This is a genomic window from Chryseobacterium sp. 7 (genome assembly GCF_003663845.1).
GTDB lineage: Bacteria > Bacteroidota > Bacteroidia > Flavobacteriales > Weeksellaceae > Chryseobacterium.
On sequence record NZ_RCCA01000001.1, the window covers coordinates 127995 to 142788 of the forward strand.

The following is a 14794-nucleotide window of genomic DNA, read 5'->3' on the forward strand; positions in this document are numbered from 1 at the left end:
TGATCAACATCTTTTCGTTATTCATAGTTGTCAAGATACTATATTGATTTAAATATTGATTTAAAAATTGATTTAATTATACAATAAACTTCAAAGATGTTATAATATAAGCTAGATTTAATTATATGAGGTCTATGAGGATCGTAATGGTGAAGAGGTTTAAGAATAAGTACAAGAACTATATACTATTTTTTATGCTAGTAAACACCAAAAGAAATAAGGTGTCGATTTTGATTCCCTAAAATAATTTTCCAGAAGTGCTAATGATTTATTTAATACATTCAATCTATATTTTTGAAAAAATTCAAGTAAATATAAATTAAATGCAAAATGCACATAGTTTTAGGATTTATTTTCAGAATTATTAATACTTTTTGCTAATAAGTTTGATTTATAGGAAACTTAAGTTTCTAAAATATCATTCCCGTAATATTTTTGATATGCTCTAGATGCTTATCTATTGTTGAATTTCTTTTTTGACAAAATAAGCCATAATATAAGAAAAATAATAATTAACTTTTAATTTTCCATAAACAAATATCTTATCTTATTACATGTGTAACTATTTAATTTTCAGAACGAAATAATAAATAATCAGGTGTAAAAGATGTATGCAAAGCAAAATTTTGGTTAATCCGTTATAAAGAAGTTTCTATCTTTGACTCGTCTGAATTGCATTCTGAAGTTTTTTATTTTGGCATTGAAAGATTCAACGGCAGCATTAGTACTTTTATCAAAATATTTAGGATGTCTCTATAATGGTATGATTATCTTTAAGGTTGAAAATGATTTAAACTCTGCTTCTTCAACATTCTTGAAACAATGTACCAGTTTAGTCATTGCTAAAGAATTTTATAATGTTTTGATTATAAATCTTTCTAAGCCCATCGACCAGATGATAAGCTTTTTCCAGGTCAGGATATAGACAGAAAAGGAATAGAAGCTCTTTGCCTCTGGGATTCACTCCACTTCTTTTGACCTTTATAAAGTAAATACCTGCTTCTTACCAAAAGCTGTTTCCTGGTATCTGCATTGGTGAAAGATTATTCTTTAATGAGTTATTTTCCATTTCAAGGGCTTCCCAGCGGTGTTTTATACAAGGGCTTCTATGGCGAATTTTGAACATGAAAATGGTCACTTTTTAGCAATAAGTTTCATTGAGCCATACATATCCAAAATAAATTCTTTTACCATTATGCGAAACTTTCTGCTTATTTTTAATGATGTTCTATAACAACTTCACGCCGGATTCCTTTAATTATTGCTACAATGCTGCCTTTTTTACCTGTTGCCTTCTTGGAAGTGAGAACAGTATAAATTTCTCCATCAGAGAGAGCTTCTTCATCCAAAGATAATGAATCTGAGAGGTTCTCAGGATAAAGAACCCAGTGGTGAGCATGAGATCTGTGCTCCCAATTCACATACTCACTTAGCTTATTTTTATATTGCCTTTGAAAAGCCTTCCATTTAAACCAAAGAACTATCCAGTGACCTTAAGAGGAAGCGCTTTAATATCGGCTATTTTTTTAAGAAACTTGCAAAGTCCTGAATTATACGTGTTCCTTTCACTACAAGATGCCAATCTCTCCGAAGAATTTCCCCCGATGACTTATCAGTCCATCTTCTTCTTTTTACATGAAGCTTTACTATTTTACCCCTTAATGGGTAATCATCTACGATGATTTTAGGTAAAAACCTTTCGATTCAATAGTTTTTCTTTGAACTCTTGGGGAGTACTATTTTTTTCTGCAAAATAAATATGAAGTTCAGTATTCTATTCTTCTGCTTTGATGATATCAAAGTATTTAACTAAAAATTCCGGAAGTAATAATTTAAGAAGCTGGTGATCGCTTAACATGGACAAAGATACACCAACTTTTGCGCCTGACCCGTAATATATAACAAATCTTTATATTATCTTAACTTCTCTATAAATTAATATGATAAATAAAACCGAGCCGTACAGAAAATAATGTAAAGCCCGGAAAAAAATATAATAAAAAAATTAAAAAACTTATATTGGATTACGTCAAACAAAATAACTCTGAGAAAATATATAATGGTTGTATTCAATGTATACTTTTTAATGATAAACATATAAGTCAAAGATACCATTGGGAAAATCATTGCTAGTTAAAAACAGTATGCCCGTCCTTATAAATCTCAAAAATAAGTAAATAGCTTTTACAATATTTACCTCAGTCTTGACGTTTCATCAATCCTTATAATCTCCATCATAATTAAATCAATAACTCGACTAATTTAATATTAGGAAACTAAAAATCTATTTAAAATTATAACATCTTAATCCTTAAACATAAAAAGAAAAGAAAAGAAAAGTTAAGTTAATTAACTAAAGAACTTAACCACTAACAATAAATAAAGCTTATTTAAGATAAAACGATAATGCTCTTATACCTTTTTAGTTCCTGTTCCTTTTTGTTATATGCTCTAATCTGATTCCTTTTACATACTACACAATTGAAAAATTCTTTATATATCTTAGTAAGATAAATTATTTGCTGCGTAATCAGCACTTAAAATATTATTTTATATCATCTTCATCATCTCTAGATTATAGCTCGTTCAATAAAAATTTATCACAACCTCTAAACTTATAACAAAAATACAAATGATAAATCCTTCCTCAAATCTACTTTAGCAAATTTACTCAACAGGACAATAAAAAAAAATAGACAAAAAAAACAATACATATGTTTTTAAAGCTAATGGTTAAAATTCAATAAATTTGCAAATCAATTTTAATACTAATATAAGGGCAAACATATAGTAAAATTAAATATAATTAATTATACTACAATTTTAGAGAATATAATGTTGAAGTACTTCATCTTAATAAATCTAAAATAATTACAAAACTTTAAAAGTTCTTGATTAAATCCAATACAGTACATCAATTTCCTAAAAGTCCAAATATTTTACATCAATATCCATGTTTTGTTTATTATATCTATTCTTTGAAACACAAAACATAACTATTTTTGCAAATGTCTAATACGATTCTGAAAAGAAGAGAATAGAAATTTATTATGCTATTGTTCCCTCAATAGGTGATTTATATCAGATTAATTATTCAATCAAGTATCCAGATGACTTCTGGATACTTTTTTCATAATTATACTTATTCAACTCTTAATCAATGAACAGTAACAACCTTAATTAATTTAAAGAAAATTTTTAAAATTACAGAATACTATTAAGACTAACTTACCTAATTTCTTTATAGTCTACTCAAATTCTCAATTATAGGACAATTTATAAAATAATTCAAAAAAAGGATTTGAGCTATTTAACTTATAATCTTTTAATCAGAGTATTCGAAATGCTTAGAGGATTCACATTACTAATTTTTTCTTACATATCTGCATTTGGTTGTATATCAGCTTAGTGTGAAAATTTATTATAGACACTACAAATATATTTCAACATTAACATAATTGTATTGACCATCATCATACTCTTCAATTCTTAATTACACTTAACAGTCTATGAATTCTAACGTACTTTTTATATATTGACTAACTTTACGTTGCATATTTACTTAATAAATAACCTCTATGTTGTAATCAACTATATAAATAGCTGATTAATTAACAAATTCTATTTTCTTTTGATGCCAAACAGCATTTTAGTTTTGGAAATATATATAGCGTTGTTAATAAAGTATTGTAATATTTAATGGGAGATGGTATACTCTGCTTTTTTTCTTAGCATTGCATTTGACCGAAAAAATATTTTTATGGTATAGAGAACAATATATAATAAATAAAAGAGGCTTGTAGAATATCAAAAATTATGGCAATTTTTAATTTTAAATCCGAAGCAAAAATGCCATGAATTGATTTTGGATAATTAAAAATTAAAATTTGAATACTTCACTCCAATTTCTACCAAACTTATATTCTAATATTGACTTATAAAAGCCTTTAGGTATAAGATTGAATAAGAATATTTGGAACACTATAAAAATAACTTATTTTGAAATGTTGTAGACTTCACTTTTTTAGTACAATTTAAATTACATATTGTATAATTTTAAATCACGTTAAAAAAGGGAAGTCTACAATAAGATGTCAAATTAAAGTTATGCCTTAATAAAACGGGTTGGGATGGTTTATTTACTTAAAAATATCTAACCTAATTCAGTTTATAAAACAGCACAATATTTTTTTCTAATATATTCAATAGTCTACCCAATAATAACCACTTCTACATCATCGAAAGCCGTAAACTCCAATGTTCTGAAAATCTGATTTTTTGGAGGGAAAACTTTTATTGTTGCATTCATTTTTTACTTTCTTCCAAAGGCTTGTTAAGTATTCTGACTCTTTATGGGGGGCTAAAAACTTCTGTTCAGGTCATACGGCAAAATAGTAATATTAAAATAAGCAAAGGTGATTTTTAACAACAGAAAATCAGAAAAAGCTTTTTTATCATTTTCCGGAAAATCTTTTCAGGCTAAAAATAATATTATCCGGGAAACCTTCATCCTTTTCTCTATCCAACAAAATAAAATCATGCTTCAAGAGAACTCTTTTTAAATTTTCATTGAATGTATTGGTGATGGCAACAATCTCATCTAAATTCAGTTCATTAAAGCCGAAATTCAAAACCGCTTTCAAAGCTTTGCACATGATTCCCTGTCTGTGGTATTCCGGTAATAATTCATAACCCACTTCTGTAGTTTTACGGTCTTCAGAAAAATTCCAGAGACAAATTGTTCCGATAAGATTGATCTGGTCTTTTAAAGAAATTCCCAGATAAACGGTTTGATTATTTTTAGTTTTTTCTTTAATGGTTAAAATAAGCTGGAGTGCATCGTAATTATTTTTCGGTGAATTCCTTTGATAAACTGATTGATTACTTCATTACTTCGAATGTGCAAAATATCATCAACTTATCCTTTATAGATATTCTTTAAAATCAATCTATTAGTTTTCAAAATCATAGTTATTAGTTAGTTTTAAACTTTTGAATCTTTTTAACATAGAATGGTTCAATTATGTTTTAAATATTTTAACTTTTCTTTCAATGAGAATATAAGAAAAGTACGATATCAATATTGAAACACTTATCATAAGAAAGTCATTAAAATGACGGGAGTTCAAAAGGATTATGTTTTGTTTTTTTACAATATAGTGAATAATATAGAGTGAATACGAAATGTTTCCTAAAAAGTAAACAATTTTTGTTTCTAAAAATAATTTTATAAGACTTGCTTTTTCTGAGTTTAAATGCTTTATAATTATTGCAGATAGTAAAGGAATAAAGAGTATTCCTTTTTCTGTATAAAACAGCAAAAAAAATAAAACAACAATACCATATATAAAAAAAATATTTTTCTTTATTTTCCATTCTGGTAAAAAAGCAATTCCAATACCTAAAAAATAAGATGATAATGTTCTGATTAATGAATTAATTCCGGAAATGGTATCAAGATATTCATAAGATCTATATAAAGGACTATTACCAATATTGATATCTGGAATATAAGGAAGCATACTCCTTATAACTAAACTAATAATGATAAGGAACCAACCTTTTATTTTATAACGTAATATAGTCCAGAGAATAAATGGAAATATAAGGTATGAAATCCACTCAGTACTTAATGACCAATATACAATGTTCAATAAATAATCTGAACTAAAAAAACATTGTATCAATAATATATTAATCAAAAATTCGGACCAAGAAGTATTTTTTGCGAGTAAAATAATTGTAAACACTACAATCAAAATAACAGACACAAAATATACAGGATAAATTCTATTAATTCTTCTTTTATAAAAAATCTTTACATCATCAAAAAACAAAGATTGAAATTTTTTGGAATAAGATATGGATAGCAAAAAGGCACTCAATACAAAAAAAATATCAACAGCCACATAACCTTTCACCATTACTGGCTCAATCCAAAGATCATTAAAATTACAAAAATGAGCAAATGTGACCCATAGCGCCACAATACCTCTTAATCCTGTTAAGGATTTAATCTCATGTCTCATATAAAAATTTGTTGAAAATCTTATTACCCGAATCTCAAATAATGTAGGATAGGTGATTATATTAGTAATATATTTACTTTGCGGCAGGTATAATAATACCCCAAGAAGTAGGATTGCTAATATGTCGTTTATCAATCCAATTACAGTAAAATAAAACAGTCTAAAAATAAATTATGAGAAATAAAAAAATTAATTAAAGTAAAATGCAAGTCTTATAATTAAAATTGTATTATTATCAGAGACTAAAAAAGGAAGAAAAAAACAAAATGATACATTACACCCTTTTTTCTCAAGAATAATTTTAATTTCAAATTATAGATTTTAGTATTTCTAATAAAAACTAATTGAATTTCAGCCAATCTTATTTTCAAATTGTTAATCAAGAGATTCACATTTTCTCACTAAAAAGAAATCTCTCTCCATTCTATTTTTCACTTACTCTTAACCTGAGCTTGTTTTGATAAAATATTTTTACGACTTAGGATAGAATAAGATGTTGAAGTGCTAGACATTTCATCTTCTCTTGAACATGGAAATAAAGCAATAAGTGCAAATGCACATAACAACAGTTGTTTCATAACAAAATTTTTGTGCAAAAAAAAAAATAATTTATACTAATAAAAAATTAAAATGACAAACTCGACAATAAAGATGTCAAGTTAAAATTATGGGTTAATAAAAACTGGGTGGTGTGTTTAGTTACTTAAAAAGATCTAATCTATCCAGTTTATAAACCAATCAATATTTTATTTTCTATTATTTTCAATAGTTTACCTATTTTCACAGATGCCAATTAGCTCAAGAAACAATCTATGTATAAATATTTTTTTACAGCCTCTTCTTAACATCTTTTATTGCTGTATAAAATTTTGCTCTTTATTAATGAAATGGAAAGAACCCTCCATGCAATTTCACGATCAGTTATATTACATTTTCACAAAAACATCTTTAAAATTAACAACAAAAGTTTTCTCTTGATCGATTTTTGCACCTATTCCCTTTTGTAGGATGCTTTTTAACATAGTTGATTTCTTAAAGTACTTGAAATTTGTTCTTTGCTAACACAAATCTTGCCCTTTGGGAATAGCAGAAAAAATCACTCATAATAATGCAGTAAGACTCGACAAATTCTTATAATATCTAATTGTCGCTCATGAAACATCAAAATTTATTATATTATTTCATTTAGAATGTCAATATCTGCCAATCCCTATCTTGATTTCTGTGTAGTGACTATAGGATTAACTAGAGTTTCTATATTAATAGCTACTCCTTCAATTATCAACACTTATTGAATGTTACTTATATTATATATGAGGAATTAATAATATTTGTGTTATCATTTTGACAAATTAAAGTTATTAAGCAATTAATAATTCATTAATTGAACCAAGTAATCAAAACATGTATTAATTTGATTATCAAGTTTTTGTATATATAAACAATCTAATTCAAAACTACAAAATTATTTTAGATGAATTGATAAATACTTGCAGCCATATCAAGATCACCTATTAAATCAGAGCTCCAAAACTTTCTGATTTAGAACTTATAGCTTTAAATATTAAAACAGAATACAGATCAATAAACTCTGAATTATAATTATTTAGATACATTTTAAAAACAGAACTCAAAGAAAAAATAGAAAGAAGCGTTTATAATAGAAGAAAACGAAAAATTTTTTCTTATTTAGAAGAAATACGTAGAGTTTTGAGTGCAAAGTTTTCCGATTTTACAGATGTTTTTATTATTGACTCAACACGGTTGGAAATATGTAAAATACGTAAAGCGAATCGTAGCGGAATTTGTTCTACAGCAAATATCCGTCCTGAATTTGGATATTGTGCAGCACAAAAAAACGATAAATTACATACTGTCTTTGACAAAAACGGTGTTTTTCACTCTTTCCATTTTTCATAAATTATTTGAAGGATGTGAAAGAAATTATCAAAAATTGTTTACTAATAGGTGATAGAGGGTACATCAGCGAAAAATTAAGGGTTGAATTATTCAAACATTAAACCCTCTGTTTCGGTGAGAAAAAAATCAACATGAATTTGTGCCGTTTTCAAAAATAAAATCTAGAGTTAGAAAAAGCATCGAAACAACTATATCTTAACTGAGCGGACAATTTTTACTGCATATCAATCTAGCAAAAACTTTTGAAGGATTGGTAACCAAAATTACCTCCAAAATCACTTCTTTTACCATGGTACAATATCTTAATTTCTTACTATTCAAAAAGAAGTTTAACAAAATAAAAATTAATATATGCTAAATGCAGGTATTATAAAGATATTACTACTTTATATCGTTCTAAGTATCTTTACATTGCTAATTAATCTACGAGAAATTGATCAATAGAGGAATTATGATAAATGTATCTTATAAAAAAGTAGCTAAACACTCCAGAAAATGTTTATTTAATATTGCAAAGGGACTTTAACTACAGATGAGCGTAACTTAACATTTTTTATTTCACTTTTGACAGTAAAATTGCACATCATAATAGGTTATAGTATTTCTTTGTAAAAATTTAAAAAAGTAGATTTATGAAACAGTATTTATTATACGTTTTGGGACTATTTGTCTTATATTCATGTTCCACGGATGACGAAAAATATGTCGAGAAATTAAGCTATGCCTCTATCTCAAAACAAAGAAATACATTAGCAAAAATGTCTTCTATAACAGGTGAGTGGAAATTCTATTTTACGTCTATGGGTAACCCTATTAATGAAAATTCTTTTTTAAAAATTAATTCTGATAATTTATATTTAAAGACTGATAAATATGATTTTTCTTCGAGTGATTTTCAGAGTATTGATGATGGGGCTATAATTGTGAAAAATAATAATGAGGAATTTAAAATTTTTATTGCAGAACCTACACTACATACTCCTTATTATTTAGTTTATATAACTAGGGGAAATTCACTACCTGATACTTTTTTTGCTGAAAAGAAATAGGTTTAGATCGAAAAACTATGTTTTAGTAATAAAGCTTTCTCCTACGTTTTAAAACAATAGAAAAAATAGCATAGACATGTATCCTACTCCTATAAAAGAAATGGTGGTAACTTATAATGTCTCGTCAAATAAACTATAAATACAAGTAAATAAAAAATTAATTTATATAATACATAAAATAAAATGAGAAATTATCTATTATTATTCGCTACAGCAGGCACAATGATGCTTTCGAGTTGTACCTACTCAGAAAATGAAACTCCGGTAGTTTCAGCAGTTGAAGATTCTTTTGAAAATATCAAACTTGAATTTTCTGGGTCAGAAAACTTTACAATTAAAAATCCAAAATTGAAAGTGAAATTATATGGAGTAGACGGAACACTTCAACATATTCCGGCAACCTTAATTACAGAAAAAGAATATGAGCAGAAGTCTGTACCGTTTACCATTGATCTTCCAGTGCCTAAAGATGCTGCTAGCAAGATCAATCCAAAACCTACAGGACCTGTAAGATATTACATAACAACAAGTTGGGATTCTGACGGAAATGGAGAAGCCAATGATACAGGAGATATATTGATTGATTACGACAAAAAGTTTCCCAATGTAACGCTAGGAAGCGAACCTCAAAAAGTATATTTAAAAGTATCGAATGAATAGTCCTAGATAGAATAGTAGTTACAGATTGAAAAATATACTAATATTTATAATATAGTTGTAGGGTTACCTCTACAACTATATTTGTTTTTATAGGTTCTTTTTTTTACACTATTCTGTTGGTGCCTTGGTTCAGGTGTTTTCATATAACATGATCAACATGGTTTTTTGGTATTATAAATTGCAATGCAACCTTCTACCATTAACTTCATTGTTAGTATATTAACTTAATAGTCTTCTAGTATAGACTCTTATTTAATTATACCATTTATCCCCTCTGCAATTTTGTTGATATACGGATCGTAACTCTCGGTCATTGAAGTTCTAATGTTTTTATTTTCCAATATTTTCTGATAATTCAAACTGCAATACTACGCCCCTGTCAGAATGATGAGATTAGCTTGCCTTATATATTATTTGCTTCATAGCCATATGTGCGTAACTATGGTATTTGCAGAGCAATACTGTATAACTTGCGTAAAAAGTACGGAGGAATGGAAGCTAGTGAAATGAAGAAAGCAAAGGAACTGGAAGCAGAAAACACATCCTTAAAGCGGATGTATGCTAATTTAGTCATGGAATTGGCTGTAGTCAAGTATATTATAGAAAAAAAGCTCTAAAGCCTTGCCACAAGAGGAATATGGTTGAGCAGCTTCGTATAGAATATCCTCAATCTGTGAACAAGGCATGTCGTATTATTAAAATGAGCCGTTGTATACTTCATTATAAATCTATAAAAGACGACAATTTTCTCATTACAGCTTTGAGGACATTCGCCGAAAAACACCCACGTGAGAGGTTTTGGAAGCTATGCTAGACTTAGAAATATAAATCATAAAAACTTTATAGGATCTATAAAAGTATAGGACTCGCAATGAGAAGAAAATATTAAAAGAGAGAAAAGAAGCCACTAGTAATGCAATCAAAATTTACTCAATCTTGGAATATAACTTTACTAGTAATGTCTTGGAGAATGGTCGTAAATTCAGAAGTTTCAATATAATTGATGACTATAACAGAGAAGTACTCTTTATTGAAGTTGATTACAGCCTATAAAACAGCCGAGTTGTTTGGGTGCTTAATGATCTGATAAGCAGATATGGAAAGCCTCAAAGTATTTGTAAATATAATGGTCTAGAGCTTATTGTAGGATTGATGCCCCATTGGAGTAAGACCAATAGTATTACCTTTCAATATATAAAGCCTGGAAAAACCAATGCAAAATGGATATATAGAAAGATTTAACAGGACTTATCGGGAGAGTGTGCTTAATTCATATATATTTCAATCATTAGCAGGATTGTCGCCTGTGAAATACAGAGAAATAGAAAAACAGAAAATTGCTGTTTTAAACTAAATGAAAATAAAATTTTCGTACAATATGTAAAATTGTATAATTTTAAATCACATTAAAAAGAGAAGCCTACACAACAGTATTACATAAAATTATCTCCGAAATTTTCTCAAATAATTACTATAAAATAATAAATATAAAGAATTTATTTTAGAATTTCTTGACAAATGAAATTTGTCATTTTATTCGACATCATGGTCATTTTAATTGCGATATATGTAATTATATCATCTTCTTTGCATGGTAAATATTTACGCGAAATGACTTCGGTTTTTATAGAATATATTTTAAGTAAATATGATGAACATATTTGGGATATAATAAAACTCATTAATTTAGAAAATATTATACTGATGTATTATAAAAAAATTATAACAATATTAATAATCTTTAAAAAAGTTATCTATATTCAATAAAGGTAATAGATTCGAATTAATGTTGTATATCATTAGCAAAAAATGGATAGTTAATAACACAAATTTGGATTCATTTTAAGCGAAAATTAATTTCTTTAAATGGAAAAATCAGTATACAATCTGATGTCGTATCTAAAATTTACACATGAGTTTCCAGGGTTCCATGCAAAATAATCTTTTCATATTAAATTTGGTATCCCTACAAGTTTTGTCATGGCTACCCTGGTTACTTTAATTTGTAAAATTGACTTATGAATTTGTATTATTAAAAACATAATAATCTTATAATTGTGAGTAAATTAAGATAAGTAATCTTAATTTATTGACATTTTGATAAAGTAATTTATAATCTACACTATATTTTTGTAATTTGATATAAAGTTAATCATTTTCGTTATATGTGGAACTTATGATAGTTTTTAATACGATCTTATGTTTTGGAGTTTATTTTAACTTATAAATTGTTTCTTTTTCATAATATATACTGTTAAATTCAAACTTTTTGTCTAAATTCTAGTCGTATTATTTACGGGAGTTTACACAAGTAATCTGATTATATCCTAAAACTTAAAAGTATTTTATCAATACAAGCTCCGATTCAGGGTAAGTGGAAAATGGAATGAACATCTATGGGAGAAGTAGTTGAGGGAGATTTCTTTTTAAACAGTATTGGAAATACTTTACATTTGAAGACTGACAAATATAATTTTACTTCAAATAATTTTGAACGCGGAGAGAATGATGGAGACATTATAGTAAAAACTAATAATCAAACCGTTTATCTAGGAATTTCTTTAAAAGACCAACTCAATCTTATCGGAACAATTTGTCTCTGGAATTTTTCTCAAGACTGTAAAACTACAGAAGTGGGTTATGAATTATTACCGGAATACCACAGACAGGGAATTATGTGCGAAGCTTTGAAAGTTTTGAATTTCGGCTTTAATGAATTGAATATATTAGAAAAAAATATTGTGCTGGTTTATAAACTGTATTAGGTTAGATATTTTTAAGTAAATAAACTATCCCAAGCCGTTTTATTAACCCATAACTTCAACTTGACATCTTTATTGTTAGGTTTATCATTTTAAATTTTTATTAATATCAAGTATTCTTTTCTTTACATAAATTTTTTTTTATGAAACAACACTTGTTATGTGCAGTTGCACTTATTGCTTTATCTTCATGTTCAAGAGAAGATGAAATGTCTAACACTTTAACATCTGATTCTACCCTAAGTCGTAAAAATGTTTTATCAAAACAAGCTCCGATTCAGGGTAAGTGGAAAATGGAATGGACATCTATGGGAGAACCAGTTGAGGGAGATTTCTTTTTAGACATTATTGGAAATACTTTACATTTAAAGACTGATAAATATAATTTTACTTCAAATAATTTTGAACGCGGAGAGAATGATGGAGATATTATAGTAAAAAGTGATACATCAGATTTTACTATAACTATTGTAGAGCCAACAATCAATACTCCTTACCATGTAATTTACATAAGTAATGGCTTTGGTTACGATACTTTTATTGCTTCAAAAGAATAGGAGTATAAGGAATAGAACAATCTTTTGATCTGCTAAAGTTCTTTTATAAGTTTTGAAAATTCAAATAAAAAATTTGAATTAAGTAAAAAATAATATAGTTAAATCTATCTTAATTTTTTACTACCTTTTTATCACATAACTGCTAAAATATCTAGTTTTTTTATAAATTGATTTTAGGTTGGCTTCTTCAAAATAACTAATCTTCACATGGTTGCAGAGTAGGTTTTTTAAAGATCTGAAAGAGATTACTAATTCAACGCACCATAATCCTTTTCCTTTTTTTAAGTATGAGGTAGAGAAGATTTTTCCATCTAAATAATATAGCTTCCATCGTTTTTGAGAGGTAAATTAGCTTTCGTTTGTTTATAAGAGCAAAATTATTTTTTATAAGCTTACAAATTAAAAGATTGATAATTAAATATGTACTTTATTAAGTCTTCATAGAATAGACTTTCAATAAAAGAGGAAATAGGTTTTAAAACCGTTTCCTCTTTTATTAAAATATTCACTAAAAATTCACTAAAAATTTACTTTCAGTTTCCTTTATATGTTCAGCGAAAATTTCCATATCTCTACTGATTTTTTCTGTTGTTATTTTCGCATAAATCTGAGTAGTCCGTATCTCTTTATGTCCCAGCATCTTACTTACACTTTCCAATGAAACACCTTTCGATAAAGCTAAGGTTGCAAAAGTATGACGAGATATGTGAAATGTCAAATGCTTTTCTAAGCAACAAATTCCTGAAATTTCTTTTAAATGACGATTGATTGTCAGGTTAGTCTTCACAGGAAGCACTCTTCCATTTTTAAATAATTGATGTTGATATTTTTCTAGTATTTTCTTTGGTATTTCCATCATTGGTATAAAATAATCTACATCAGTTTTCTCACGTTTTCCATTAATCCACTCTTGTCCGACAGTAGATAAATTAATTTTCTCTTTAGATAATTGAAAGACATCGATGTAAGATAAACCCGTAAAACAGCAAAAAATGAAAACATCTCTTGTCTCTTCTAGTTTTTTACTTAATTTCCAATTCATTAGAACTTCGATTTCATTTTGAGTAAGGTAGCCGCGTTTAGATTGCTCATCTTCAATTGCATAACTAGCAAATGGGTTTCTAGAAATTCTTTCGTTTTTACATGCTATCTCCAGTATTCCTTTTAGGAGAATTAAATACTGTGCTATGGTACTTTGCTTATTTTTACGAACTGTCAATAGATAAATTTCGAAGGCCCGGATAAACCGATAATTAATTTCACGAAGAGATATATCAGAAATATGCAGTTTTTCGGACAGAAATTCCGACAATCTTTTCCTAAGATAGCAATATCGGCGATAAGTTGCTTTAACTATTTTTTTACCAACAAGCTCCAATTGTTCTTCTATGTGGTCATCAAAGGCTTTTAAAAGAGTGTATTGGTTACTGTCGATCCCAAGAAAAATATTCTTAACCTTTTCTGCAGAAACTGAATTATCCTTTCCCTGAATCTCCCTATAAATTTCGTATATTCTTGCCTTAGTTGTCTCAAGAAGACTATTGACTTCTGATGAGTCGACACTTTTTCCTATTGCTTTTCCATCTTCAACGTTCCAAAGCTTTGGGTCAATGTGCTTTTTCATTCCAAAACGGGATTCTTTGCCATCAATTGTTATCCGGCAATAAATTGGGACTGATCCATCTTTTTTTTGCTTGTCTCTTTTTAAGTAGAAAAGGACTTTAAATGTACTCCTCATAAGCTTCATTTTTATTGTTCTAAAATTATATTTAACCTATAAAAGTGAGCGGTCTGTATGTTGGACAATAGCAACCTAT

The 14794-nt window shown here is 27.5% G+C and carries 10 protein-coding genes; 6 read left to right on the forward strand and 4 right to left on the reverse strand.

Going from position 1 to position 14794, the window contains the following annotated elements:
• Positions 1–1217: 1217 nt before the first annotated feature.
• The 3 genes from CLU97_RS00575 to CLU97_RS00595 all read right to left on the reverse strand — a co-directional run bounded on the left by CLU97_RS00575 (position 1218) and on the right by CLU97_RS00595 (position 6029).
• Positions 1218–1421: a hypothetical protein gene (locus tag CLU97_RS00575; protein WP_121486250.1), complete on the reverse strand. Its 204-nt coding sequence runs from the start codon at positions 1419–1421 to the stop codon at positions 1218–1220.
• Positions 1422–4454: 3033 nt separating this feature from the next.
• Positions 4455–4826, reverse strand: coding sequence for a GNAT family N-acetyltransferase (locus CLU97_RS00590; RefSeq protein WP_228437833.1), 372 nt, complete (start codon positions 4824–4826; stop codon positions 4455–4457).
• Between the two features lie 195 nt (positions 4827–5021).
• On the reverse strand, positions 5022–6029 hold the full coding sequence (locus CLU97_RS00595) for an acyltransferase family protein (RefSeq protein ID WP_121486251.1): 1008 nt from the start codon (positions 6027–6029) through the stop codon (positions 5022–5024).
• Positions 6030–8581: 2552 nt separating this feature from the next.
• On the opposite strand from CLU97_RS00595, the gene CLU97_RS00605 reads away from it, so the two are divergent.
• From CLU97_RS00605 to CLU97_RS00630, 6 genes are all read left to right on the forward strand, one after another.
• Positions 8582–8998: a hypothetical protein gene (locus CLU97_RS00605; protein ID WP_121486253.1), complete on the forward strand. Its 417-nt coding sequence runs from the start codon at positions 8582–8584 to the stop codon at positions 8996–8998.
• A 183-nt stretch (positions 8999–9181) separates the two neighbouring features.
• Positions 9182–9658: a hypothetical protein gene (locus CLU97_RS00610; RefSeq protein WP_228437428.1), complete on the forward strand. Its 477-nt coding sequence runs from the start codon at positions 9182–9184 to the stop codon at positions 9656–9658.
• A 431-nt stretch (positions 9659–10089) separates the two neighbouring features.
• Entirely contained in the window at positions 10090–10275 is a 186-nt protein-coding gene (locus CLU97_RS00615; RefSeq protein ID WP_121486254.1) for a transposase, read from the forward strand.
• A 596-nt stretch (positions 10276–10871) separates the two neighbouring features.
• Positions 10872–11012, forward strand: coding sequence for an integrase core domain-containing protein (locus tag CLU97_RS24320; RefSeq protein ID WP_121486255.1), 141 nt, complete (start codon positions 10872–10874; stop codon positions 11010–11012).
• A 1042-nt stretch (positions 11013–12054) separates the two neighbouring features.
• Positions 12055–12423: a GNAT family N-acetyltransferase gene (locus CLU97_RS00625; RefSeq protein ID WP_121486256.1), complete on the forward strand. Its 369-nt coding sequence runs from the start codon at positions 12055–12057 to the stop codon at positions 12421–12423.
• Positions 12424–12563: 140 nt separating this feature from the next.
• Positions 12564–12977 (forward strand): hypothetical protein, encoded by a 414-nt coding sequence (locus CLU97_RS00630; protein ID WP_121486257.1) that lies wholly within the window; start codon positions 12564–12566, stop codon positions 12975–12977.
• 508 nt (positions 12978–13485) lie between these two features.
• Here CLU97_RS00630 and CLU97_RS00635 read toward each other — a convergent pair.
• Positions 13486–14715, reverse strand: a complete 1230-nt coding sequence (locus CLU97_RS00635) for a site-specific integrase (RefSeq protein ID WP_228437430.1) — start codon at positions 14713–14715, stop codon at positions 13486–13488.
• Between the last annotated feature and the right edge of the window lie 79 nt (positions 14716–14794).

Excerpts from the sequence above, each read along its gene's own strand:
- CLU97_RS00595 (WP_121486251.1), bottom strand. The coding sequence starts at position 6,029 with ATGAGACATGAGATTAAATCCTTAACAGGATTAAGAGGTATTGTGGCG.
- CLU97_RS00605 (WP_121486253.1), top strand. The coding sequence starts at position 8,582 with ATGAAACAGTATTTATTATACGTTTTGGGACTATTTGTCTTATATTCA.
- CLU97_RS00610 (WP_228437428.1), top strand. The coding sequence starts at position 9,182 with ATGAGAAATTATCTATTATTATTCGCTACAGCAGGCACAATGATGCTT.
- CLU97_RS24320 (WP_121486255.1), top strand. The coding sequence starts at position 10,872 with ATGCAAAATGGATATATAGAAAGATTTAACAGGACTTATCGGGAGAGT.
- CLU97_RS00625 (WP_121486256.1), top strand. The coding sequence starts at position 12,055 with ATGGGAGAAGTAGTTGAGGGAGATTTCTTTTTAAACAGTATTGGAAAT.
- CLU97_RS00630 (WP_121486257.1), top strand. The coding sequence starts at position 12,564 with ATGAAACAACACTTGTTATGTGCAGTTGCACTTATTGCTTTATCTTCA.
- CLU97_RS00635 (WP_228437430.1), bottom strand. The coding sequence starts at position 14,715 with ATGAGGAGTACATTTAAAGTCCTTTTCTACTTAAAAAGAGACAAGCAA.